General features: G+C 68.4%; 23 protein-coding genes. 13 read left to right on the top strand and 10 right to left on the bottom strand.

Annotated features, from left to right (window positions below; all coding sequences use genetic code 11):
• Positions 1-11: 11 nt before the first annotated feature.
• The 9 genes from BST38_RS03685 to BST38_RS03645 are packed head-to-tail and all read left to right on the top strand — an operon-like array spanning position 12 to position 9,710.
• Positions 12-1,214, top strand: a complete 1,203-nt coding sequence (locus tag BST38_RS03685) for an MCE family protein (protein ID WP_083141890.1) — start codon at positions 12-14, stop codon at positions 1,212-1,214.
• Complete coding sequence (locus BST38_RS03680) at positions 1,214-2,245, top strand: MCE family protein (RefSeq protein WP_083141889.1); 1,032 nt, start codon at positions 1,214-1,216, stop codon at positions 2,243-2,245. The genes BST38_RS03685 and BST38_RS03680 overlap by 1 nt, the downstream gene beginning before the upstream one ends.
• Complete coding sequence (locus BST38_RS03675; RefSeq protein WP_083142097.1) at positions 2,238-3,296, top strand: virulence factor Mce family protein; 1,059 nt, start codon at positions 2,238-2,240, stop codon at positions 3,294-3,296. Before BST38_RS03680 ends, BST38_RS03675 begins: the two co-directional genes overlap by 8 nt.
• Positions 3,293-4,663: an MCE family protein gene (locus tag BST38_RS03670; RefSeq protein WP_083141888.1), complete on the top strand. Its 1,371-nt coding sequence runs from the start codon at positions 3,293-3,295 to the stop codon at positions 4,661-4,663. Before BST38_RS03675 ends, BST38_RS03670 begins: the two co-directional genes overlap by 4 nt.
• On the top strand, positions 4,660-5,817 hold the full coding sequence (locus tag BST38_RS03665) for an MCE family protein (protein ID WP_083141887.1): 1,158 nt from the start codon (positions 4,660-4,662) through the stop codon (positions 5,815-5,817). Before BST38_RS03670 ends, BST38_RS03665 begins: the two co-directional genes overlap by 4 nt.
• Positions 5,817-7,490 carry an MCE family protein gene (locus BST38_RS03660; protein WP_083141886.1) on the top strand — a complete coding sequence of 558 codons (1,674 nt, stop codon included), beginning with the start codon at positions 5,817-5,819 and terminating at the stop codon, positions 7,488-7,490. The genes BST38_RS03665 and BST38_RS03660 overlap by 1 nt, the downstream gene beginning before the upstream one ends.
• Positions 7,491-7,493: 3 nt before the next feature.
• Entirely contained in the window at positions 7,494-8,171 is a 678-nt protein-coding gene (locus BST38_RS03655; RefSeq protein WP_083141885.1) for an Rv1363c family protein, read from the top strand.
• Positions 8,171-8,665, top strand: a complete 495-nt coding sequence (locus tag BST38_RS03650) for a nuclear transport factor 2 family protein (protein WP_083141884.1) — start codon at positions 8,171-8,173, stop codon at positions 8,663-8,665. The genes BST38_RS03655 and BST38_RS03650 overlap by 1 nt, the downstream gene beginning before the upstream one ends.
• Before the next feature lie 43 nt (positions 8,666-8,708).
• Complete coding sequence (locus BST38_RS03645; protein WP_083142096.1) at positions 8,709-9,710, top strand: NAD-dependent epimerase/dehydratase family protein; 1,002 nt, start codon at positions 8,709-8,711, stop codon at positions 9,708-9,710.
• Here BST38_RS03645 and BST38_RS03640 read toward each other — a convergent pair.
• The 3 genes from BST38_RS03640 to BST38_RS28940 all read right to left on the bottom strand — a co-directional run bounded on the left by BST38_RS03640 (position 9,685) and on the right by BST38_RS28940 (position 12,309).
• Positions 9,685-10,530: an SDR family oxidoreductase gene (locus BST38_RS03640; RefSeq protein ID WP_083141883.1), complete on the bottom strand. Its 846-nt coding sequence runs from the start codon at positions 10,528-10,530 to the stop codon at positions 9,685-9,687. The two genes, BST38_RS03645 and BST38_RS03640, sit on opposite strands and share 26 nt — an antisense overlap.
• A gap of 64 nt (positions 10,531-10,594) precedes the next feature.
• Positions 10,595-12,142 (bottom strand): alpha,alpha-trehalose-phosphate synthase (UDP-forming), encoded by a 1,548-nt coding sequence (locus BST38_RS03635; protein WP_083141882.1) that lies wholly within the window; start codon positions 12,140-12,142, stop codon positions 10,595-10,597.
• On the bottom strand, positions 12,142-12,309 hold the full coding sequence (locus BST38_RS28940; protein ID WP_110781482.1) for a hypothetical protein: 168 nt from the start codon (positions 12,307-12,309) through the stop codon (positions 12,142-12,144). Before BST38_RS28940 ends, BST38_RS03635 begins: the two co-directional genes overlap by 1 nt.
• A gap of 93 nt (positions 12,310-12,402) precedes the next feature.
• Here BST38_RS28940 and BST38_RS03630 point away from each other — a divergent pair, with 93 nt between their 5' ends.
• The gene (locus BST38_RS03630) at positions 12,403-13,299 is read left to right on the top strand and encodes an enoyl-CoA hydratase (RefSeq protein ID WP_420872513.1); all 897 of its coding nucleotides are present in this window, start codon (positions 12,403-12,405) and stop codon (positions 13,297-13,299) included.
• Positions 13,300-13,351: 52 nt separating this feature from the next.
• The gene (locus BST38_RS03625) at positions 13,352-14,194 is read left to right on the top strand and encodes an SDR family oxidoreductase (protein ID WP_083141880.1); all 843 of its coding nucleotides are present in this window, start codon (positions 13,352-13,354) and stop codon (positions 14,192-14,194) included.
• Positions 14,195-14,280: 86 nt separating this feature from the next.
• Here BST38_RS03625 and BST38_RS03620 read toward each other — a convergent pair whose 3' ends face one another.
• The 6 genes from BST38_RS03620 to BST38_RS03595 all read right to left on the bottom strand — a co-directional run bounded on the left by BST38_RS03620 (position 14,281) and on the right by BST38_RS03595 (position 20,836).
• Positions 14,281-15,171, bottom strand: coding sequence for an NAD(P)-dependent oxidoreductase (locus tag BST38_RS03620; protein ID WP_083141879.1), 891 nt, complete (start codon positions 15,169-15,171; stop codon positions 14,281-14,283).
• A 16-nt stretch (positions 15,172-15,187) separates the two neighbouring features.
• Positions 15,188-15,661 (bottom strand): (2Fe-2S)-binding protein, encoded by a 474-nt coding sequence (locus BST38_RS03615; protein ID WP_083141878.1) that lies wholly within the window; start codon positions 15,659-15,661, stop codon positions 15,188-15,190.
• The gene (locus BST38_RS03610; RefSeq protein ID WP_083141877.1) at positions 15,654-16,547 is read right to left on the bottom strand and encodes an FAD binding domain-containing protein; all 894 of its coding nucleotides are present in this window, start codon (positions 16,545-16,547) and stop codon (positions 15,654-15,656) included. The genes BST38_RS03615 and BST38_RS03610 overlap by 8 nt, the downstream gene beginning before the upstream one ends.
• Positions 16,544-17,251 carry an SRPBCC family protein gene (locus BST38_RS03605; protein ID WP_083141876.1) on the bottom strand — a complete coding sequence of 236 codons (708 nt, stop codon included), beginning with the start codon at positions 17,249-17,251 and terminating at the stop codon, positions 16,544-16,546. The genes BST38_RS03610 and BST38_RS03605 overlap by 4 nt, the downstream gene beginning before the upstream one ends.
• Before the next feature lie 2 nt (positions 17,252-17,253).
• On the bottom strand, positions 17,254-19,602 hold the full coding sequence (locus BST38_RS03600) for a xanthine dehydrogenase family protein molybdopterin-binding subunit (RefSeq protein ID WP_083142095.1): 2,349 nt from the start codon (positions 19,600-19,602) through the stop codon (positions 17,254-17,256).
• A gap of 94 nt (positions 19,603-19,696) precedes the next feature.
• Positions 19,697-20,836, bottom strand: coding sequence for an XdhC family protein (locus tag BST38_RS03595; RefSeq protein WP_083141875.1), 1,140 nt, complete (start codon positions 20,834-20,836; stop codon positions 19,697-19,699).
• 43 nt (positions 20,837-20,879) lie between these two features.
• Between BST38_RS03595 and BST38_RS03590 the strand changes: the two genes are divergently transcribed.
• Both BST38_RS03590 and BST38_RS03585 read left to right on the top strand, forming a co-directional pair.
• Complete coding sequence (locus BST38_RS03590; RefSeq protein WP_420872556.1) at positions 20,880-21,530, top strand: M15 family metallopeptidase; 651 nt, start codon at positions 20,880-20,882, stop codon at positions 21,528-21,530.
• A 16-nt stretch (positions 21,531-21,546) separates the two neighbouring features.
• Entirely contained in the window at positions 21,547-22,425 is an 879-nt protein-coding gene (locus tag BST38_RS03585; protein ID WP_083141873.1) for a DKNYY domain-containing protein, read from the top strand.
• A 12-nt stretch (positions 22,426-22,437) separates the two neighbouring features.
• Here BST38_RS03585 and BST38_RS03580 read toward each other — a convergent pair whose 3' ends face one another.
• Positions 22,438-24,495: a glycoside hydrolase family 183 protein gene (locus BST38_RS03580; RefSeq protein WP_336385736.1), complete on the bottom strand. Its 2,058-nt coding sequence runs from the start codon at positions 24,493-24,495 to the stop codon at positions 22,438-22,440.
• Positions 24,496-24,620: the final 125 nt, after the last annotated feature.

The raw sequence follows: 24,620 nt of genomic DNA, 5'->3' as shown, positions 1-24,620 counted from the left end.
GACGCAACACGATGGCCGACGGTGACGCCAAGCGCAGCCATGTGAGGATCGCTGCGGCGATCCTCGCTGCGCTGGTTTTCGCCGCAGTGGTGTTCACCTACCTGTCCTACACCGCCGCGTTCACCCCGACCGACAAGGTCACCGTGCTGTCCCCGCGGGCGGGCCTGGTGATGGATGTCGACGCGAAGGTCAAGTACCGGGGGATCCAGGTCGGCAAGGTCGAGTCGATCGAATACGCGGGCAACGGGGCCAAGTTGACGCTGGCGATCAACCGCGGCGACATGCGGTACATCCCCGAGAACGCTCCGGTGCGCATCGGCGGCACCACGATCTTCGGCGCGAAGGCGGTGGAGTTCCTGCCGCCGGAGCGGCCCAGCGGCGAGAGGCTGCGCCCGGGCGCGGAGGTCACCTCCGACTTCGTGCAGCTCGAGGTCAACACGTTGTTCCAGACCCTGACCGACTTGCTGGACAAGATCGACCCGATCAACCTCAACGCGACCCTGTCCGCGATCGGGGAGGGCATGCGCGGGCACGGCGATGACGTCGGGGCGCTGCTGTCGGGCCTGAATTACTACGTGAGCCAACTCAATCCGAAGCTGCCCACACTGCAGGAGGATCTGCGCCGCACCGCGGTGGTCGCCGACATCTACGCCGACGCCGGACCCGATCTGGTGCGCGTGCTCGAGAACGCGCCGGCGATCAGCAAGACGATCGTCGACGAGCAGGACAACCTGAACGCCGCGCTGCTGGCCGCGACGGGTCTGGCCAACAACGGCACCGCGACGCTGGAGCCCGGCGCCGACGACTACATCGCCGCCGTACAGCGGCTGCGCGCACCGTTGAAGGTGGCCGGTGAGTACTCCCCGGTGATCGGGTGCACGCTCAAGGGCACCGCGAACGCGATCGACCGGTTCGCCCCGATCATCGGCGGTATCCGTCCGGGCCTGTTCGTGTCGTCGAACTTCCTTCCGGGTTCCCCGGCGTACACGTACCCGGAGAGCCTGCCGGTCGTCAACGCGTCCGGCGGCCCGAACTGCCGCGGCCTTCCCGACGTTCCGAGCAAGCAGTACGGCGGATCCTGGTATCACACGCCGTTCCTCGTCACCGACAACGCCTATGTGCCGTACCAGCCGAACACCGAGCTCCAGTTCGACGCACCGTCGACGCTGCAGTTCCTGTTCAACGGGGCCTTCGCGGAAAGGGACGACTTCTGATGAATCGCGACAGAAGAACCCTGATCAGCGTCAGCGTGTTCACCGTGGTGATGCTGGTGGTCGCGGGCGCGTTGATCGTCGTCTTCGGCGAGTTCCGGTTCGCGTCGGAGGACAAGTACCACGCCAAGTTCGAGAACGCGTCCCGACTGAAGGCCGGCCAGGACGTCCGGATCGCCGGAGTGCCGGTCGGAACCGTCGAGGGGCTGAAACTCAACCCGGACAACTCCGTCGACGTCGAGTTCACCGTCAACGACCGCTACCAGCTCTACACCTCGACCAGGGCGGTGGTGCGCTACGAGAACCTGGTCGGTGACCGGTACCTCGAGATCACTTCGGGCCCGGGCGATCTCGTGAAGCTGCCCAGCGGCGGCACCATCACCAACACCCAGCCCGCGCTGGACCTCGACGCTCTGCTCGGCGGGCTCAAGCCGGTGTTGAAGGGTCTCGACGGCGGGAAGGTCAACGAGATCAGCAACGCGGTGATCGAACTGCTGCAGGGGGAGGGTGGCGCGCTGTCGGCGATGCTGGCCAACACCAGCGCGTTCACCCAGAACCTCGCGGCCCGCGACCAACTGATCGGCGACGTGATCACCAACCTCAACACCGTGCTGAGCACCGTCGACGAGAAGGGCGCCCAGTTCAACGCCAGCGTCGACCAGTTGCAGAAGCTGATCACCGGGCTCGCCCAGGGCCGCGACCCGATCGCCGGCGCGATCGGCCCGCTGGCCGCCGCCGAGAACGACCTGACCGAGATGCTGGAGACCTCGCGCAGGCCGGTACAGGGCGTCATCGAGAACGTACGGCCGTTCGCCCAGCGGATGGACGAGCGCAAGGCCGACGTGAACAAGGTCATCGAACCACTCGCCGAGAACTACCTGCGGCTCAATGCACTCGGTGCGTACGGCTCGTTCTTCAACATCTTCTACTGCTCGACGCGGTTGAAGATCAACGGCCCGGCAGGAAGCGACATCCTGGTCCCGTTCGGCGGACCGCCGGATCCGAGCAAGGGGAGGTGTGCTGAAGATGAGTAGAACTGACGACTCGAACCCGTTGCGCACCGGCATCTTCGGCATCGTCCTGGTCGCCTGCCTGGTGCTGGTGTCGTTCGGATACTCGAGCCTGCCGTTCTTCCCGCAGGGCAAGCCGTACGAGGCGTACTTCGCCGACGCGGGTGGCATCATCCCGGGCAACGAGGTCAACGTGTCCGGCATCGTCGTCGGCAAGGTCACCGACGTCGCACTCGCCGGCGACGCGGCGAAGATCACCTTCACCGTCAACCGCGACGTCAAGGTCGGCGACCAGTCTCTGGTCGCGATCAAGACCGACACCGTGCTCGGCGAGAAATCGCTGGCCGTCACGCCGAAGGGCGGAGGAGACTCCACAGTCATCCCGCTGGGCCGCACCACCACGCCCTACACGCTGAACACCGCGCTGCAGGACCTCGGGCAGAACGTCAGCGAGCTGGACAAGCCGAAGTTCGAGCAGGCGCTGCAGACGATCACCGATTCGCTGAAAGAGGCGACCCCGCAGCTGCGCTCGGCGCTCGACGGAGTCACGAGCCTGTCCCGCAGCCTCAACGCGCGCGACGAGGCGCTCGCCCAACTGCTCGGCCACGCCAAGAACGTGTCGGACACGCTGGCGGAGCGCTCCGGTCAGGTCAACCAGCTGATCACCGACGGCAACCTGCTTTTCGCCGCCCTCGACGAGCGCCGCCAGGCATTGAGCAACCTGATCGCGGGCATCGACGACGTGTCCGAGCAGATCTCGGGGTTCGTCGCCGACAACAGGCGCGAGTTCAAGCCGGCGCTGGAGAAGCTGAACCTGGTGCTGGACAACCTGCTCGAACGTCGTGAGCACCTCAGTGAGGCGCTCAAGCGGCTGCCCGCCTACGCGACGGCGCTCGGCGAGGTGGTCGGATCCGGTCCTGGTTTCCAGATCAACCTGTACGGCCTACCGCCCGCCCCGATCGCCGAAGTGCTGCTGGATACCTACTTCCAGCCGGGCAAGCTGCCTGACAGCCTGTCGGACATGCTCCGTGGTTACATCTCGGAGCGGATGATCATCAGGCCGAAGTCACCATGACGCAGGAGAATTCGCTGAAGCGGAACCGATGGGTGCGTACCGCGCTTGCCGGCGTGCTGGTTGTCACGCTGGCGGTCGGCGCGTACCTGGTGTGGCCCAACCGCGCCGGGCACAAGGTCGTCGCGTACTTCACCTCCGCGGTGGGGCTCTACCCGGGCGACGACGTCCGGGTGGTCGGCGTGCCGGTAGGCACCATCGACAAGATCGAACCCCGGGCCGGTGACGTCAAGATCACGATGACCATCGACGGCGACGTGAAGGTGCCCGCCGACGCCAAGGCGCTGGTGATCTCACCGAACCTGGTGTCCGCCAGGTTCATTCAGCTGACGCCGGCATTCACCGGCGGCGCGGCGATGGCGGACGGCGCGGAGATCGGACTGGACCGCACCGCGGTGCCGGTGGAGTGGGACGAGGTCAAGGAGCAACTGACCGCGTTGAGCGCCCAGCTCGGACCCCACCAGGGTTCGGTGCAGGGCCCGCTGACCGAGGTCGTCAACCAGGCCGCCGACACCTTCGACGGCAACGGCGACAGCTTCCGCAATGCTCTGCGCGAGTTGTCGCAAACCGCCGGGCGCCTGGGCGATTCGCGCGCGGACCTGTTCGGCACGATCCGCAACCTTCAGGTGCTCGTCGACGCGTTGTCGAACAGCAACGAGCAGATCGTGCAGTTCTCCAACCATGTCGCGTCGGTGTCCCAGGTGCTGGCCGACGCGTCCAACGATCTCGACGTCACCCTCGGAACCCTGAACCAGGCGCTGTCTGACGTGCGTGGCTTCCTCGGGGACAGCAATGAGGCGCTGATCGGGCAGGTCAACCGGCTGACCGAGTTCACGAACCTGCTGACCGAGCACAGTGACGACATCGAGCAGATCCTGCACATCACGCCCAACGGTCTGAGCAACTTCTACAACATCTACAACCCCGCCCAGGGCACGGTCGGCGGGTTGCTGACGCTGCCGAACTTCGCGAACCCGGTGCAGTTCATCTGCGGCGGCACGTTCGACGCGGCCGCCACCCCCGACAACTACAAGAGGGCCGAGATCTGCCGCCAGCGGATGGGTCCGGTGTTCAAGCGCATCACGATGAACTACCCGCCGATCATGTTCCACCCGATCAACAGCATCACCGCCTACAAGGGGCAGATCATCTACGACACCCCGGAGACCGAGGCCAAGGCCAGAACGCCTGTGCCGTATCTGCAGTGGCAGAACGCCCCCGGCGTCACGCCCCCGAAGGTCGCGCCGGACGCCGACCTGACCTCGCTGCTGGTCCCGACGCAGGGTCCGGAGACGTCCGCGTCGCACGCGGGCGGTCCCGAGCCCGATCCGGCACCGGTGGCGCCCGGACCGGCGGAGGCGGGCCGATGATCCGCCGCGCCCTGGGGCTGTCGTCGGTCGCGCTGCTGCTGACCGGGTGCCAATTCGGCGGTCTGAACTCGTTGAACATGCCCGGCACCGCCGGGCACGGCAGCGGCGGGTACAAGGTCAGCATCCAGTTGCCCGATGTCGCGACGCTGCCGCAGAACTCACCGGTGATGGTCGACGACGTCACCGTCGGCAGTGTGTCCGGCGTGGACGCCGTGCAGCGCGCCGACGGCACATTCTTCGCGGAACTGCAGCTGTCGCTGGACGGCAACGTCAAGCTGCCGGCCAACGTGATCGCGCGGGTGGCGCAGACCTCGCTGCTCGGCTCGCAGCACATCGAGCTCGCCGAACCGCTGGACGGCGGCAGCGGCGAACTGGTCGAAGGCGCGCAGATCCCGATCGAGAACGTCGACAACTATCCGACCACCGAACAGGTGCTGTCGTCGCTCGGCGTCGTGGTCAACAAGGGTAATCTCGGTGCGCTGCAAGACATCACCGATGAGACCTACAACGCCGTCGCAGGCCGGACGGGTACGTTCGAAGGCCTGATCCCGCGGCTGGCCGAGCTGACCGCGTCACTGGACCGCCAGACCAACGACATCATCGCCGCGGCTGACGGACTGAATCGCTTCGCCGGGATCCTGGCGGGCAGCAAGGACAGCCTGGGCCGCACGCTCGACACGCTGCCCGAGGCGCTGAAGGTGCTCAACGACAACCGCGCCCAGCTCGTCGACGCGTTCGGAGCGCTGCGCAGCTTCGCCGAGGTCGCGTCGCGGGTGCTGCGGGAGACCAAGGACGATTTCGCCGCGGACTTCAAGGATCTGTTCCCGGTCATCAAGGCGCTCAACGACAACGCGGACTTCTTCATCAAGGACCTGGAGTTCCTGCCGACGTTCCCGTTCCACTACAAGTACCTGCGCAACGCCGTGCGCGGTGACTATCTGAACGTGTACACCACGTTCGACCTGACCCTGCGACGCGTGGGTGAGTCGGTCTTCACCACCTCGCTGGGTCTGGACCCGAACATGAAGCGCATCAGCGAGGTCGTCAATCCTCCGGACTTCCTCACCGGTGCGATGGCCAACCTCTCCGGGCAGGCGGCGGATCCGTTCAAGATCCCGCCGGGCACCGCGACGCAACACGAGGGGGCGCCGTAATGCTGAGCCGTCTGACCCGCATCCAGCTGATGATCTTCGCGATCGTCACGGTGCTCAGCGTCGGCGCGGTGTCGCTGTTCTACCTGCGCGTGCCGTCGGCCGTCGGGATCGGCGCCTACGACGTGACCGCCAACTTCGAGGCGGGCGGCGGCCTGTACCAGAACGCCAACGTGACCTACCGCGGCGTGACCATCGGGCACGTCACGTCGGTGGGCCTGTCGGACTCCGGTGTCGTCGCGCACATGCAGTTGAACAGCGGCACACCGGTTCCGGAGAACGTCACCGCGACGGTCAAGAGCGTGTCGGCGATCGGTGAGCAGTACGTCGACCTGGTGCCGCCCGAGGACGCGTCCGAGACGATGCTGCGCGACGGATCCGACATCACGGTGGACCGCACCGCGATCGGCCAGGACGTCGCCGGCCTGCTGCAGGAAGCCGAGAACCTGGTCCAGAGCGTCACCGACAGCCGGTTGCAGGACCTGCTCGGCGAGACGTTCAAGGCGTTCAACGGATCCGGGCCGGAACTGGCTCGGTTGATCCAGTCGTCGAGGTTGCTCGTCGACGAGGCCAACGCGAACTACGACGAGGTCTCGCAGCTGATCGATCAGGCCGGTCCGTTCCTGCAGGCGCAGATCCGCAGCGGCGACGACATCCGTTCGCTCGCCGAGGGGTTGGGCAGGCTCACCACCGAGGTGGCCAACGCCGATCCGCAGCTGCGCACCACGCTGCAGACGGTGCCCGGCACCGCCGAGGTGGCCAACGAGACGTTCGACGGCATCCGGCCGTCGTTCCCGATGCTGGCGGCGAACCTGGCCAACTTCGGCCGGATCGGGGTGATCTACAACAAGTCCCTCGAGCACGCCCTGGTGGTGTTCCCGGCGTTGCTGGCCGCACTGAACACCGTGGCCGGCGGCGTGCCGACCGACGAGGGCGGCAAGCTGGACTTCAAGATCCACCTGCAGGATCCGCCGCCGTGTGCGACCGGCTTCGTCCCGGCGACCCAGATCCGCTCGCCGGCCGACACCACGCTGCGTGAACTGCCCACGGACCTGTACTGCAAGGTGCCGCAGAACGATCCGAGCGTCGTGCGCGGTGCCCGCAACTACCCGTGCCAGGAGTTCCCGGGCAAGCGGGCGCCGACCGTGCAGCTCTGCCGCGACCCTCGCGGGTATGTGCCGCTGGGCAACAACCCGTGGCGCGGTCCGCCGGTCCCGGTCGGCACCCCCATCGAGGACGGCCGCAACATCCTGCCGCCCAACAAGTTCCCGATGATCCCGCCGCAGGTCGATCCGGATCCGGGCCCGCCTGCGGTGCAGCTGCCGCCGGGAGTGGCGCCCGGGCCCGGTCCTGCGCCGCACGCACCGTTCCCGCTGCCGGTGCCGCCCGCCGACGGTCCGCCGCCGCCTCCGTGGCCGTACTTCTCGCCGCCGGATCAGGTGGTGCCGCCGTACGGCCGGCCGCCGCTGGCGCCGCCCGCGCCTGCACCGCCCGCCGGAGCTGCGCCGCTGCCGGCCGAGGCCCCCTTGGCCAGCTCGACATCGGTGGCGACCTACGATCAGAACGGCAAGTTCGTCGACCCGGCAGGTGGAGTCGGCGTGTACGCGCCTGGTTCCGACAAGCTGGCGCCTGCGGAGAACTGGGTCGACCTGATGTTGGCGCCGAAGCAGGTGTAGGTAGTGCAAGAATCTGTTCAGCCCCCCAAGCGGGTGCGCCGCCGCGCGTCCCGTGCCGCGGGTCCGGCCAAGATCGAGGCGGTCCCGGCGCCGACCGGGGTCAGCATCGAGGTGCCGCAGCCCGTGCGCCGGGTCTCGCCGGTGGGCCCTCCGCCGCGGCGGCAACCGAATCGGCGCCTGGTCGCGATCGCGTCGATCGCGGTCGCGTTCGTCGCCGTCGTCGCGCTCGTCGCGGCGGTGATGGTGATGCTGGATCAGCAGCGCGGCATCGAGGCCAAACAGGACCGTGAGCGCCGCTTCGTCGACACCGCGGCCCAGTCGGTGGTCAACATGTTCAGCTACACCCAGAACACCATCGACGAGAGCGTGAACCGGTTCGTCGACGGCACCAGTGGCCCGCTGCGCGCGATGATGACGCAGGACGGCAACGTCGAGAACCTCAAGCTGCTGTTCCGCGACACCAACGCGTCCTCGGAAGCGGTCGTCAACGGCGCCGCTCTGGAGAAGATCGACGAGATCGCGGACAATGCGGCGGTTTTGGTGTCGGTACGGGTGACCGTCACCGACCTCGACGGCAACAACGCACCGTCGGAGCCCTACCGTATGCGGGTGATCGTCCACGAGGACGACAACGGGCACATGACGGCATACGACCTCAAATACCCCGACGGGGGCAACTGATGACCGGGTGGCGCGGCAGGCTGATCGGGTCGCTTGCAGTCGTGCTGGCCGCGGGTTTCGTGGCGCTGTCCGCGGTCGGTGGCTGGCTGTACTGGACCCGGGTGCAACTCGACGGTGAGGAGCAGGCGCGGGCCGAACTGCCGACGCTGGCCTCCGAACAGATCCCGCGGGTGTTCGGATTCGACTACCAGACGGTGGAACGCAATTTCGCCGAGGTGTACCCGATGCTGACCCCGGAATACCGGCAGGAGTTCGAGGACCGCGTCACCAACGAGATCATCCCGCAGGCCAGGGACCGCCAGCTGATCAGTCAGGCTCACACCGTCGGCACCGGTGTCCTTGATGCGCAACGCACTTCGGCGTCGGTGATGGTGTACATGAATCGCACGGTGACCGACAAGTCCAAGGAGTCGGTCTACGACGGCAGCCGGCTGCGTGTCGACTACAAGAAGGTCGACGGCAAGTGGCTGATCGCCTACATCACCCCGATCTGAGCAGGCCCATCGCCGATCCCGCGGCGTGACGAGGAGAGCAACCATTCATATCGCAGTCACCGGTGGCATCGGCTACCTCGGCGCGCACACGGTGCGCGCCCTGCTGGAAGCTCAGCACAGCATCCGGCTGCTGGTCCTGCCCCAGGAGCAGGATGCGCCGGTGATCACCCGGCTGCGCGCGCTGGGCGACGTCTCGATCGTCGTCGGTGACATCCGGTCGGAGGCGACGGTCACCGAGCTGCTCGCCGGGATGGACGCGGTGGTGCACGCGGCGGGCGTGGTCGGCACCGACGAGCGTCGCGCGCAGCTGATGTGGGACATCAACGCGTACGCCACCGAGCAGATCCTCTCCCGCGCATCGGAACTCGGTCTCGACCCGGTCGTGTCGGTGAGTAGCTACAGCGCGTTGTTCCCGCCGTCCGACGGTGTCATCTCCGCCGACACCCCAACCTCCGACGGGCGCAGCAGCTACGCCAAGACCAAGGGCTACGCCGACCGCGCCGCGCGCAAGCTGCAGGACGCCGGCGCGCCTGTGGTGGTGACCTACCCGTCCAGCGTGGTCGGGCGCGCGTTCGGGACCGCGGCGGGCGTCACCGAACGCGGCTGGGCACCCATCGTGCGGGCCAGGATCGCACCGCGGGTCCGCGCGGGCATGCAGATGATCGACGTGCGTGATGTCGCCGATGTGCACACCCGCCTGATGCGGCCGGGACGCGGTCCGCGCCGTTACGTCTGCGGCGGGGTGATGCTGACGTTCGACCAGATGATCGATGCGCTGGAGACCGGGCTGGGGCAGCCGGTGCGGCGGATTCCGTTGCCGCCGAAGGCGCTTCTGGCGCTCGGGCGGATCTCCGACGTCGTCGGCCGCTACGTGCCGCTCGGGGACGGGCTCAGCTACGAGGCGGCGCTGCTGCTCACCTCGGCCACGCCGACCGACGATCGGGCCACCACCGAGGATCTCGGCCTGACGTGGCGGTCGCCGCAACAGGCGATCATCGAATCGTTCGCGGCGGCGCGGGTCAGCGCCGACCCAGGAACCGTTTGAGGTAGCCGCCGATCCGGCGCACCGGCACCGGGCGAGGCCACTCGTCGCCGCGGAACAGCGCATCCGTCCCGCCGTCGACGAAAATGACGCTGCCGCACACGAAGTCGGCGGCATCGGACAGCAGGAAACACATCCACGCGGCGAGCAGATCGGGGTCACCGTATCCGCCGACGGGCACCGGGAACCGTTCGACGAACTTGGCCTGACTCTTGTTGTCGAGTTGTTCCTGCAGCAGCGGCGTCATCACCGCACCGGGCGCGAGCACGTTGAGCCGGATCCCGGCGCCCGCCCACTCCGGGAGCACGGCATGGCGGCGTGCCCAGCGGGTCACCGCGATCTTCGACGCCGCGTACATCATCGCCGGCTTGCCCGGGCCGTACAGGCGCACTGCCCGCAGTGCCCGCTCGACGTCGCCGGCCAGCAGCGCGCGCACCGCGCGGCCCGGCACGGCCGGGGTGGTGGTGGTCGAATTGCTGCCGATCACCACGACTTTCGCGTTCGTCGCGGCCGCGAGCGCGCCGCGCCAGCGGGTCAACAAGTCGACCACGCCGAGGTAGTTGACGGTGGCGATCATCCGCAACCGGTCGGCTCCCTTGCTCGGGCCGAGGCCCGCGGCCAGCACCGCGCCGTCGAGACGGCCGTCGCACAACGTGAGCACCTGCTCGGCGGCATGGCTGCGCCCGCTCGCCGTGGACAGATCGGCGACGACGTCGGCGTTCTTGATGTCCACGGTGATCACGGTGTGCCCATCGGCGCGAAGCCTTTTGACCGCCGCCGCGCCCATTCCGGACGCGGAGCCGGTGATCGCGTAGGTGCCCATCGGTATGCCTTTCGCCGAAGTCCCGGTGGTGTAATTCCGTCGGAATGCTATCGCCGCTGCGGCGTCACTCCGCGTCCAGCGGTTCTTTCGACGCGAGCGCGTCCAGGAACGCACGCGCCCACCGGTCCACATCGTGGACCAGAACCTGGCGGCGCATCGCCCGCATCCGGCGCCTGCCCTCTTCGGGAGCCTGGGTCAGCGCGGCCTCGATCGCGTCCTTGACCCCTTCGAGGTGGTGCGGATTGGTCAGGTAGGCCTGGCGCAACTCCGCTGCGGCGCCGGTGAACTCGCTGAGCACCAACGCGCCCCCGAGATCGCTGCGGCAGGCGACGTACTCCTTGGCGACCAGGTTCATCCCGTCGCGTAGCGGCGTCACCAGCATCACGTCGGCGGCGACGAAGAATGCGACCAGATCCTCCCGGGGCACCGGCCGATGCAGGTAGTGCAGAACCGGGTGGCCGACCTCGCCGAATTCGCCGTTGACGTGGCCGACCTGGCGTTCGATGTCTTCGCGCATCGCGATGTAGCTCTCGACACGCTCCCGGCTCGGGGTCGCCAGCTGCACCAGCACCGTGTCCGACGGGTCGATGCGCCCCTCTTCCAGCAGCTCCGAGAACGCGCGCAGCCGCACGTCGATGCCCTTGGTGTAGTCGAGCCGGTCCACCCCGAGCAGGATCTTGCGCGGGTTACCCAGTTCCGCGCGGATCTCCTTGGCGCGCTGGCGGACCGCGCGGGTGCGGGCCTGCTGGTCGAGCTCGGCGGAGTCGATCGAGATCGGGAACGCGCCGACCTTGACCGTCCGGAAACCGAAGTGGACCTCACCGAAGCGCGACCGCACCCCGACGTTGCCGCGCGAGGTCTGCGCACCGAGCAGCCTGCGGGACAGGATCATGAAGTTCTGCGCGCCACCAGGCAGATGGAAGCCGACGAGATCGGCGCCGAGCAGTCCCTCGATGATCTCGGTGCGCCACGGCATCTGTAGGAAGAGTTCGACCGGCGGGAACGGGATGTGCAGAAAGAAGCCGATGGTCAGATCGGGGCGCAGCATGCGCAGCATCTTGGGCACCAACTGCAGCTGGTAGTCCTGGACCCAGACCGTCGCGCCCTCGGCCGCGGTGCGCGCGGCGGCCTCGGCGAAGCGCCGGTTCACGTCGACGTAGGACTCCCACCACTCGCGGTGGTAGATCGGCTTGACGATGACGTCGTGGTACAGCGGCCACAGCGTGGCGTTGGAGAAGCCCTCGTAGTACTCCTCGACATCATCGGCCGACAGCCGGACGGGGACGAGGGTCATACCGTCCTGCTCGATGGGCTCGGTGGCCGCATCCGGGTCGTCGGCGTCTTCGGGGACTCCCGGCCAACCGATCCACGCGCCGTGGCGGCGTCGCAGCAAGGGCTCCAGCGCGGTCACCAGACCGCCGGGGCTGCGCTTCCACTCGACGCTGCCGTCGGGCAGGCGGACCTGGTCGATCGGCAGCCGGTTGGCGACGACGACGAAGTCGGCAGCTGCCGTGGACGGCAGAGAGTGCCCTGCCGTGGACGGCAGAGACTGCCCTGCCGTGGACGGCTCCGCCGTACCGGAGCGGACCTCGGGACCGCTCTCGGCTGTCATTACGCGTCGGCGAGCTTCGCCGGTCCGATGCCCAGCATCGACAGGAAGACGCGGCACTCGTCGGCGTCGGTGGCGTACGCGGCGACCACACGGCGCGCCTGACGCTCGGTGCTGTCGGCGATGGGCTCCACGTCGCCGATCTCGGCGGGGTCTGGTTTCGCAGGCATGAACCAACCTTAGCCAACCACTGCAAACGGCCGCGAGACGCGAACCGGCCCCTACGTTCCACAACGTGACAGTTCGGCCGTAATGTGTCACGCGTGGCGGATCAGGAACAGGTGACGTACGAGACCCTCGACGAGGGCAGGATCGCGCGGATATGGCTGAACCGGCCCGACGCGCAGAACGCGCAGTCGCGGACCCTGCTGGTGCAGCTGGACGAGGCGTTCGGGCGGGCCGAAGCCGACGACGACGTGCGCGTGGTGATCCTCGCCGCGCGCGGCAAGAACTTCTCGGCCGGACACGACCTGGGCTCTGAGCAGGCGATCGCCGAGCGCACCCCCGGACCGGGTCAGCACCCGACGTTCGCTTTCAACGGCGCCACCCGCGAGGCCATCTCCGAGCGCACCTACCTGCAGGAATGGCACTACTTCTTCAACAACACCAGCCGCTGGCGGGACCTGCGCAAGATCACCATCGCCCAGGTGCAGGGCAATGCGATCTCCGCGGCGCTGATGCTGATCTGGGCCTGCGATCTCATCGTCGCCTCCGACGACGCGCGCTTCAGTGACGTCGTCGCGGTGCGGATGGGTATGCCCGGGGTGGAGTACTACGCGCACCCGTGGGAGTTCGGTGCGCGCAAGGCCAAGGAACTGCTGCTCACCGGCGACGCGATCGACGCCGACGAGGCATACCGGCTCGGCATGGTGTCGAAGGTGTTCCCGCATGCCGAACTGGAGGACAAGACCCTGGAGTTCGCGCGGCGTATCGCCGAGCGGCCCACGATGGCCGCGCTGCTGGTCAAGGACTCCGTCAACGCCGCCAGCGACGCGATGGGCTTCGCCGAGGCGTTGCGGCACGCGTTCCACATCCACGAACTCGGTCACGCGCACTGGGCGGCGCACAACGAGAACCGCTACCCGGTCGGTCTGCCGCCCAACGTGCCGGATTGGCGCACACTCGGTGTCCCGAAGTTGGCCCGCCGCGACGAGCCGTGACGTATAACTGGAACCTGTTCTAGTTATACGACCTAGATATTCGGAGGGACCCGTGCTGCTTTCGTTGGCGGATCGGACCGTGCTGGTGACCGGCGGCGGTAGTGGAATCGGCAAGGGGGTCGCGGCAGCCGTCGTGGCCTCGGGCGGCAACGTGGTGCTGGCCGGGCGCAACACCGACAAACTCGCCGCGGCAGCCGACGAGATCACCGCGTCGGCCGGTGCCGGTGCCGGTCAGGTGATCTACGAGTCGGCGGACGTGACCGACGAGGATTCCGCGGCGCGACTGGTCGCGGCGGCGACCGCCTGGCGGGGCAGGCTCGACGGGGTGGTGCACAGCGCCGGCGGCTCCGAGACCATCGGGCCGCTGACCCAGATCGATTCCGCCGCGTGGCGTAACACCGTCGATTTGAACGTCAACGGCACCATGTACGTGCTCAAGCACGCCGCGCGCGAACTCGTCCGCGGCGGGGGCGGATCGTTCATCGGCATCTCGTCGATCGCATCCAGCAACACCCACCGGTGGTTCGGCGCGTACGGGCCGAGCAAGGCCGCCCTGGACCACCTGATGATGGTCGCGGCCGACGAGCTGGGTCCGTCCTCGGTGCGGGTCAACGGGATTCGGCCCGGCCTGACCAAAACCGACATGGTCGCCCCGATCATCGACACGCCCGCGCTCAGCGAGGACTACCGGGAGTGCACGCCGCTGCCGCGCGTCGGCGAAGTGCAGGATGTCGCGAACCTCGCGGTGTTCCTGCTCAGCGACGCGGCCGGCTTCATCACCGGCCAGGTCATCAACGTCGACGGTGGTCACGGACTGCGCCGCGGACCCGACCTGTCCGCGATGCTGGAGCCGTTGTTCGGCGCTGACGGTCTGCGCGGCGTCGTCGCCGAGTAGCGCCTATCGCCGAGCTTGCGCCTGCGCCGCGGAAGTTCGAGTGCGGGCCTGCTGGAATGCAATTTCGGCGGGGTCAGTGTCCGGGCTTAGTGTCCGGGCTTAGGCCCGCCCGCCTCCCACGCGGGCAGCGCGCCCAGTGCCGACCAGTCCAGGTCGCGGCCGCCGCCGGCCAGCAAGGTCAGGAAGCGGTCGCGCAGCAGGCTCGCGACCGGCAGCGGCACCTCGAGCGCTTCCCCGGCGGCCAGCACCAGCCGGACGTCCTTGAGGCCGAGGTGCGCCGCGAACCCGGCGGGCTCGAACTCCCCACGAGCCAGCAGACCGCCGTAGGTCCGATACGCCGGGGCGGCGAACAGCGTCGACGTGAGCAGCTCCAGATAGGCCTGTTTGTCGACACCGGCCTTGCCGACCAGCGCCATCGCCTCGCCGAGGGACTCGATGACCGATGCGATCAGGAAGTTGCCGGACAGCTTGACCAGATTGGCGACCGTCGGGTCCTGCCCGACCTCGAAGGTGCGCTGACCGATCGCGTCGAACACCTGCTGCAGGTCGGCGACCGTGCCCGGGTCACCCGCCGCGACGACGAACAGCTTGGCCGCCGCGGCGGCGTCCGGTCGTCCGAACACGGGCGCGGACACGAAGCGCTGACCGGCCTGTGCGTGCTCGGTGGTCAGGCGCTCCGCGAGCGCGACGCTGATGGTGCTCGCCGAGACGTGGACCGCGTTCGGCTGCAGGGATGCGAGGATGCCGGCGTCGCCGAACGTCACCGCCTCGACGGCGTGATCGTCGGCGAGCATCGTGACCACGACATCGGCGTCGCAGGCGGCCGCCACGGTGGCAGCCGGTATGGCGCCGCGTTCGGCGAGCGCGGAGACCTTGTCCGGGGATCTGTTGTAGGCGAGCACCTCGTGGCCCGCCGACACCAGGTTGGCGGCCATACCCGAGCCCATGTTGCCGAGGCCGATGAATCCGATTCTCATGGACTCGAGGATGCCCCTAGCCGGTCGCCTCGGCAGCTCGTTTTACGGCGTTGACGATGCCCTGGTACCCGGTGCAACGACAGAAGTTGCCGGAAAGGCCCTCGCGGATCTCCTCGTCGGTCGGGGACGGGTTGTCCCGCAGCAGCGCGGTGATACTGGTGACGAACCCCGGGGTGCAGAAGCCACACTGCAGGCCGTGGCACTCCTTCATCGCGGCCTGCACCGGGGACAGCTCACCGTTGTCGCCGGCGATGCCCTCGACCGTCGTGATCTCCTGGCCGTCCACCTGCACGGCGAACACCAGGCACGCGCGCACCGCCTGGCCGTCGAGCAGTACCGTGCACGCGCCGCACGCGCCGTGCTCGCAGCCCAGGTGAGTGCCGGTGAGCCCGCATTTCTCCCGCAGGTAGTCGGCCAGTGTCAGCCGGGGTTCGACGGTCGCCGAATGCCTGCGACCGTTGATCGTGACCTCGACCGGGATCTCATGCATGGACAGCCTCCGTCGTCTCAAGAGCGGCCGTGATCGCCTCGGTCCACGCGCGGGCGACCATCGTCGCGCAGACCTTGGAGCGGTAGGCGGCCGTGCCCTGCAGGTCGGCCGGGATGTCGTCGAGGGCCGAGACGGCCAGCCGCCCGACCTCTTCTGCGGTGATGTCGGAAAGATGCCTGCCGAGCACCGCAGACTCGGCGGGGGTGCCGCGTTCGGGCGTCGAACCCATGCCGAGCAGACCGATCCCGCAGCGCGACACCCGGTCCTGGTCGTCTAGCTGCACGGCGAGCGTGGTTCCGGCGATCGCGAAATCGCCGTGTCTGCGCGCGAACTCGTGCACGGAGAACCCACAGCGGCCCGACCACACGGGGAACGCGACGGCGGTGAGGATCTCGTCGGCGGCCAGCGCCGTCTCCCACAGCCCGGTGAAGAACCGGGCGGCCGGGATGCGGCGCGTCCCGCGCGTCGACGTCGCCTCGATCTCGGCGTCGAGCGCCAGCGCGGCGGCGGCGTACTCGGCCGCCGGGTCGGCGTGCGCGATCGCGCCACCGAGGGTGCCCCGGGTGCGGATCTGGAAGTGCCCGATGTGCGGAGTGGCCAACGTCAGCAGCGGAACCGATTCCGCGACTTCGTCGTCCAGCCCGACCAACGCGTGCGGGGTGCCCGCGCCGATCCACACCGCCTCGTCGCGGAGCTCGATGTCGCGAAGCTCCTCGATGCGGGAGATGTCGATCAGGTTCTCGAAATGGGTCAGGCGCATCGCGAGCATCGGGACCAGACTCTGGCCGCCGGCAAGTATTTTCGCGTCCTCACCGAGGTCGCCGAGCAGTGAGGCCGCCTCGGCGATGCTGTCGGGCCGGTGGTAGGCGAACGGGGCGGCCTTCATGACGACAACAACCGGGCCAGCGCGGCCTGCAGGTCGTCGGCGAGCACCGCGGCAGGTGCTTTGTGCCTGCCTCTACCCCTGCGGAAGCCGATCAGGAAACCGGCCGTGCCCGCCGCCGCGGCCGCGGCGATCACCGGGGCGAAGCGCTTCGCCATCGGCACCGCGACGACCTTGAGCAGATCGACCGAGTCGCCGGCGGGTTGCGCTGCGGCGGTGGCATTCTCGGCGGTCGGAGCGGCCGTCCCAGCGGTGGGGGTGGTGCCGCCGCCGAGTTCGGCTTCCAGGCTGCGGGCGAACTGGGCGATCAGGTTTCCCGCCACGTCGGCCAGCACGCCACGGCCGAACTGGGCGGCCTTTCCGGAGATCGCCAGGTCGGTGGTGATACCGACGTGGGTCGCGTCGCCCTCGTCCTTGAGTTGGGCGGTGACCGTCGCGGCCGCGGTGCCGCTGCCCCTGGTCTCCTTGCCCTCGGCGCGCAGCACGATCCGCCGGCCGGCGGCGTCCTTCTCCTTGTAGGTCGCGGTGCCCTTGTAGGACACAGTGATCGGACCGACCTTGACCTTGACCGCGCCGTGGAAGGTGTCCCCTTCGGCGGAGAGCAGGGTGGCGCCGGGTAGGCACGGCGCGACTCGCTCACCGTCGGTGAACATCTCCCAAACCTTCGCGGTCGGCACCGCGACGCGGAATTCGTTGTTCAGTTCCACCGTCAGTGGTCCTTTCTGGACGCTTGCTCGATGAGCTCGACAATCGTGGCCGGGGTGGCGGGTAGTTGGGTGACGGTCACGCCGAGCGGCGCGAGCGCATCGTTGATCGCGTTGATGACCGCGGGCGGCGAACCGATCGCACCGCCTTCGCCGGCGCCCTTGTAGCCACCGACGCCCGGTCCGGGGATCTCGACGTGGCCGAACTCGATCGGCGGAACCTCGGTGGCCGTCGGCAGCAGGTAGTCGACGAACGTCGACGCGACCGGGTTGCCCGCCTCGTCGTAGGCGAGCTTCTCCAGCAGCGCCCCGCCGATGCCCTGGACGGTGCCGCCGGCCACCTGGCCCTCGACGATGTTGGGGTTGATCATCGGTCCGACGTCCTCGCTGACGATGTAACGGGTCAGCGACACCTGCCCGGTCTCGACGTCGACCTCGCAGGTGCAGACGTGAGTGGCGTTGGCCCAGTGGATCATCGCCTGAGAATTGAACCGGGCGGTGGCCTCCAGTGTGGGGGAGACGCCACCGAGCTGGGCCGGGTCGTAGTACGAGCGGTAGGCGATATCGGTGAAGCTGACACTCTTGTCGGGGTCGCTGCGCACCGACGCCTTGGAGTTCGAGAGCTCGATGTCGGTGTCCTCGACCCCGAGCATCTGCGCGGCGATGGCGAGAATCTGCCGACGCAGGATCGAACCCGCCTCGTTGACCGCACCGGCGGTCATCGGCCCGCTGCGACTGCCCTGGGTGCCGGCCCCGTACGGCGTGACCGCCGTATCACCCTGGATGGTGGCGACGTCTTCGATGTTGGCGCCCAACGCATCCGCGGTCAGCTGCACGACCGTGGTCTCGATGCTGTTGCCCGCCGAGCCGCCGTTGACATACACGTTGATCTTCCCGGTGGACTCCATCCGGATGGTTGCGCCCTCGGTCGCGAGGTTGCCGGTGGCCGCACCGGTGGGCTCGATGTAGGCCGAGAAACCGAGCCCGATGTACCGTCCCTCGGCCAGCGCGTCGGCCTGCTCTTTGCGGAAGCCCTCGTGGTCGAGGATCTTCACCGCCTGCTCGAAAGTGTCTGCGGGCGCGCAGTTGTCGTACGGCATCCCGTTCGGGTTGAAGAACGGCATCTCGTCGCCGCGCAGGATGTTGATGCGGCGCAGTTCGACGGGGTCCATCCCGATCTTGCGCGCCGCGCAGTCGAGGAGGATCTCCCGGGTGAGGGTTTCGTACTGCCACGGCCCGCGGTACGCGTGCAGGCCGGGAGTGTTGGAGAACACCGTCTTGTAGTTGAAGCTCGCTTTCGGCACCCGGTACGGGCCGGGGAAGAACATGCCGATCGCCGCGGTGGTCAGCACCGGATACGGAGTCGGATAGGAGCCGACGTCCTGGATGAAGTCGATGTCGGCGGCCAGGATCTTGCCGTCCTCGTCGAACGCCATCCGGACCTTGCCGTCGACGTGGCGGGACTGCCCTGCCGACATCAGGTTCTCGCGCCGGTCCTCGATCCACTTCAAGGCCGCCGGGACCTTGCGCGCGGCGAGCAGGATGCACATGTCCTCGCGCATCGGGACGACTTTCTGGCCGAACGCACCGCCGGTGTCGCGCATGATCACCCGAACACCCTGGGCCGGGATTCCGAGCAGGCGCGCGGCGAACGCGCGAAGCTCGTGCGGTGTCTGGGTGGACGCCCAGATCGTGAGTTCGTCCGTCGTCGATGTCCATTCGACCACGAGGCCGCGGGTCTCCATCGGGACCGGCACGTACATCTGCTGATAGATGTGCTCCTCGACCACGTGCGGCGCCGACGCGAACAACTCCTCGTCCGGCGGCATCCCACCCATCCCGCCGGCGACGTTGTCGGGGTAGGCGTCGTGCACCACCGCGACGCCTGCTTCGGCGCCGCCGACGGCTCTGCGGAAATCGGCGACGGCGGGCAGCGGTTCGTAGTCGACGTCGACCAGATCGACGGCGTCCTCGGCGATGTAGCGGCTGTCGGCGATGACGAGCGCGACCGGGTCGCCGACGAACTTGGCCTCGCCCTCGGCCAGCGGCGGGCGCGGGGTGTCCGGCACATCTTTGCCTGCTACCGCGTGCCATGCCTCGCGCACGTCGGGGTTGAGATCGGCCGCGGTGAACACCGCATGCACGCCGGGCAGGGCCAGTGCGGCGGATGCGTCGATCCCGGCGATGGTGGCGCGCGCGAACGGGCTGCGCACGAAGCACGCGTGCAGCATGCCCGGGCGGATGATGTCGTCGACGAAACGACCGTGACCAGTGAGAAGGCGGCTGTCCTCCACCCGGGGAACACGCTGGCCGGCGTAGCGCGGGGTGACGGAGTCGGCTGCGGTGTCTGTCACGTGGATCACTCTCCTGGGGCTGTAGAGAGTGACGTTATCGCATTGGAGAGCGACATTTCCACCACTCGTGTCTCACGGTTGGTGGCACCACGGTTCAGACGCTTTCGGTCTCGTGGTGGATGCGTCCGTCCGTCTCCGTCAGCGGGCGTCCGCGTCCGCCCCAGCGGCGCGCGATGATCTCCGCCGCGATGGACACCGCGGTCTCCTCGGGCGTCCTGGCACCGAGGTCGAGTCCGATCGGGCTGGCCAGCCGGCTCAGCTCGGTCTCGGTCAGGCCGGCCTCGCGCAGACGCGTCATCCGGTCATCGTGCGTGCGCCGCGACCCCATCACGCCGATGTAGCCGGGCTGGTTCGCCCCCGACAGGCGCAACGCCACCTCGAGGACCGGTACGTCGAACTTCGGATCGTGGGTCAGTACGCAGATGGCCGTGCGGCCGTCGATGTTGCCTTGTTCGGCCTGAGCGGCGAGGTAGCGGTGCGGCCAGTCGACGACCACCTCCTCGGCGGCGGGGAAGCGTGCGGGAGTGGCGAACACCGGCCTCGCGTCGCACACGGTGACCCGGTAGCCGAGGAAAGCGCCTTGCTGCGCCAGCGCGGCGGCGAAGTCGATGGCGCCGAACACCAGCATCCGCGGCCGCGGCGCGAAGCTGGACACGAACACCTCCATGCCGGCGTCCTGACGCTGGCCGTCCGGCCCGTAGGTCAGCACGGCGGTCCGCCCTGCCAGCAACAGGCCGCGGGCGTCGTCGGCGACCGCGTCGTCCGCGCGCGCCGAGCCCAGCGAGCCCTCGCGGTCGTCCTTCCTGACGATCAGCCGACGGCCCACCCGCTGCGGGTCGGGGTGCGCGATGACCGTCGCGACGGCCACGGCGCGGTGGGCCGCGATGTCGTCGGCGACGGCTTGCAGTTGCGGAAACGTATTGCGCGAGACGGGCTCTGTGAAGATGTCGATGATGCCACCGCAGGTCAGCCCGACCGAGAACGCGTCGTCGTCGCTGACGCCGTAACGCTGCAGCTCCGGGTGCCCGCCCGTGATCACTTCGGTGGCGGTCTCGTAGACGGCACCCTCGACGCAGCCGCCGGACACCGATCCGGCGACGGTGCCCTCGGGGGACACCACCATCGCCGCTCCCGGCGGGCGCGGGGCCGACTTCATGGTCCGCACGACGGTCGAGAGTCCGGCGGTGCCGTCTGCCTGCCATACCGCCAGCAACTCGTCGAGGATGTCGCGCACGTGCGCAGTGTATGCCTACGCTGAACCCATGAGCGTTCTCTCGCTGCGCTACTTGATCATTGGAGTGTTGGCCACCGTCGCCGCGGTGGGCACCTCCGCGACGGGCTCGGCGGCGCCGGTCCCGCCGGTGTCGGAGGCCGCGCGCGCAGCCGGTTTCGTCGACGTGCGCAGTGTGGTACCGGACGCGGTGATCGACCTGCGCTACGCGACGACGAACAACTTCGTCGGGATCCAGCTCTATCCGGCCGGGGCGCGTTGCCTGGTCCACCAATCGCTGGTGCCGGGACTGGTAACGGCCGCGAATCGGCTGCGTGCCGGCGGGGAACGGCTGGTCTTCTGGGACTGCTACCGGCCACACCGGGTGCAGGTGCGGATGTTCGAGGCGGTACCCAACCCGGCCTGGGTGGCCCGGCCCGGACTGTATGCCCGCAGCCACGTCGCAGCCCGCTCCGTGGACGTGACGCTCGCCGACGCGCGAGGGCTGGTCGACATGGGTACCGGCTTCGACGACTTCACCGCGCGCAGCCACGCGTACGCGACCGACGGGGTCAGTGCCGCCGCGCAGGCCAACCGGGCGCGGCTGCGCGAGGCGATGATCGCGGGCGGATTCACCGTCTATGACGGTGAATGGTGGCATTTCGACGGGCCAGGCGCCGGAATCGATCACCCGATAGTCGATGTCCCGGTCGTCTAGATGCTTCGATGGTGCTATGCGCAGACTTGTGGCCACAGCCGTCGCTGCGCTGTTCGGCGTGGCCGTCGCGCTGTCGGCGGGATGCGCCGGCACCGACGAGCCGAGCTCGCTGACCGACGACCCCGGCTACCACGTCCGAGGTGACGCGGTCTACTATCTGAATCCTTTTCCCGGCAAGGCATTCCGAGTCGAGGATGCGGACGCGCCGACCTTCGAGGCATTCGACCGGACCTACGGCAAAGATCGCGAGCGCGTGTTCATCAACGGACATCCGTTGCAGGGTGCGCTCGCGGACTCGTTCCGGCTGCTCGAGCGTCCCGGGCTGTCCCGCGACCGGGACCGGGTGTACCAGCATGACCAGCCGATCAGCACCGATCCGGACCACTTCGAGATGCTGCCCGGGGAGCTGGCGCGCGACAGGGTCAACGTGTATTGGAGCGACGGCACCGTATTGTCCGAGGACCCAACCAATTTCGTGATCATCTCGGATACGGACCAATACCTGTACGCGATGGACAGCCGCGAGGTGTTCGTCAACGACAACGTGATCGCCGGCGCCGCGCCGGCCACGTTCCGCGTCCTCGACGGCGCCTACACCCGGGACGACGACCGGATCTTCTTTTTCGACGCGCAGATCGCCGACGCCGATCCGGCGAGCTTCCGCACGGTGAAGGGGCCGTATGCCGTCGACGACGCGCGGGTCTACTGGATGGGCAGGACCATCGACGGTGCGGATCCGGGCAGCTTCGAGGTTCTCAACGCGAACTTCGAATGCTCCGCCGACGCCACCAGGGCCTTCTACCGAGACATGGTCATCGCCGATGCCGACCCGGCGACGTTCCCGGACCGGCCCGTCACCGGATGCTCGACGACATCGATCTCGTTCGCGGACTGAGGATTCCGGCCGTCAGATCTTGGTCAGGTCGGTCTTCATCAGCATGATGTTGTACTCCGACCACAGGGACAGGTTCCAGTACAGATCCGAACCGGTTCCCAGGGTGGACGGCGACCACGGGTGTGCCATCGGGGCGTAGATCCCGCCGGGCTGCTGGTTCATCAGCACGATCGCATCCGACCAGCCACCCTCCGGGGTGTCCGACGTGCGCATCACGATCCGGTTGGCCTGATCGCCGTAGAGCACGATGTACTTCTGCAGGTATTCGTTGTACTGCACCGACATCTCGCTCACGGTGTAGCCCGGCTTCAGGAAGCCGAACAGGCCGCCGGACTTGCCGATGATCGCCGACGCGGAGGACGGGCTGCCCGCGACCCACCGCGCGGGACTGGAGCCGAACCACCCCGAGGACGCCTTCTTGTAGTACTCGTACTTGGAGACGTCGAGGATGTCGTCCTGCTTGACACGGGCGAGGTAGGCCGCGCCCTGGCGACCGTTCGGGGTGCCGTAGACGTAGACGTAACCGTCGTCGCCCTTGACGTACGCGGACTGCTGGAAGTTGCGGTTACCACTCAGGAACGAGTTGTAGCGCACGCTTTCCGGGGCGACGGTGAAGTTCTCGCCGTTGTCGGTCGAGTAGGCCGTCGCCGAGTAGTTGGTGGTCCACCGTCCCGACGAGCCCCATCTGGTGACGGACATGAAGCTGACGTATTGGATGGCGCCGTACGGGGTCGCCTCGGTGACCTCGGTCGGCACGGACACACCCGCGGTCGGGATCAGTGTCACCGACCCCGGTGCCCACCACGGCCGGTTGATGATCGGCCGGGCCTGGGTAGGCGATTCGAGCGGAGCGCCGCCGAACATGTTGCCGTTGAACCACTCTCCGTTAGGGATGGTCATACCGTCGGACAGGTCGGTGTCGCCGCTGCGGAACAGTGTGTTGTAGAGATGGCGGCCGGACATACCGGCGGCGCCGAACGTGTCGCCGACGGCGATCAGGATCTGGTTCTCGTTCCACGGGGTCGACGGATCGTCGGCGATGCCGTTGTCCCACATCGTGCCGACGTCGGTGCCGTACACGCCGAACCGGCCGAGGGTGTTGGCCAGCAGCGGGTCACCGGGGTAGACCCTGGCTCCGGTCACCCAGCTGATGAAGCGTGTCGATTCACTGACCTGAGGGTTGAGCCACGGTGAGTACGACGGGACCGGTGCGGCGGCTGCGTTGGCCGCTTCGGACACCGCGAGGCTGGTCGAGGGGACCGACGCGTCGCGCGGAGAGTTCGTCGTCCGCGCGGCGAACAGAGTGTCGAGCTCGCGGCGGGCGAACGCCATCAGCGCCCACAGGAACGGCGGCTGCGGGGCGTCGCCGGGCTGTGCCGCGGCCTTCTGCTTGGCCCAGTCCAGCATGCTGTTGACGACGTTGACGACCGCGGTGATCAGGTTGGGCTTCTTCGCCACCGCCTGAACCTCGCTGGTGCCCGCCACGGTCGCGGCGGACACGGTGATGGTCGCGGCCTCCTGCTGCGACGCCTGCGGGTCCCCGGTGGCGGCCGCGGTGTCGTCACCTGAGTCATCGGCTGCGGTCGCCGTGGCCGGCGGTGCGGGCGGATCGACCGTTGCGGTGTGCCCGCCGCCGCTCGTGCCGTCTACCGGCGCCGGCGCGTCGGGCTCGGCCACCGGGGCAGCCGTCGTCTCCGTCGCCCGCGGGCGGGTGCCGGTCGGCTTGGCCGAGGTGCGCGGCGCGGGATCGTCAGCGGCAACGGGCTCCGGCTCGGTGTCGGGGTCGGGGTCCGACTCGGGGGTGGACTCGGGGGTGGACTCGGTGTCGGGATCGTCGGCCGGAACGGAGTCGTCGTCCTCGGGCTCGGCGTCATCCGCAGCGCCGGCGGTGTCCTCGGCCGCGGCGTCGTCATCTGAGTCGTCCGCGTCATCTGAGTCATCCGCGGCGGGGCGGTCCGTGGCGTTCTTCGTGCCACCGGTGTCCGCGCCGTCCGTGCCGCCCGACGTGTCCTTCGGGGTGGTCGCCGAGGCGGCGGGTTTCGCCGACGCCGACGACCCTTCGTCGGCCATCGCCACGCCTTGTCCTGCAAATATCGCTGATCCGACGCCCAGCGCGACGGCTAAGGCGCCGACCCGACCGACGTACGTTGCCGCACTCATGGGTTCCCTTCAATACAGCCTTGATTGCCCCCGTC

This window comes from Mycolicibacterium parafortuitum (genome assembly GCF_002086815.1).
GTDB classification, from domain to species: Bacteria; Actinomycetota; Actinomycetes; order Mycobacteriales; family Mycobacteriaceae; genus Mycobacterium; species Mycobacterium parafortuitum.
The sequence above is the reverse complement of the archived record's forward strand: the minus strand, read 5'-3'. Positions and strand labels throughout refer to the sequence as shown.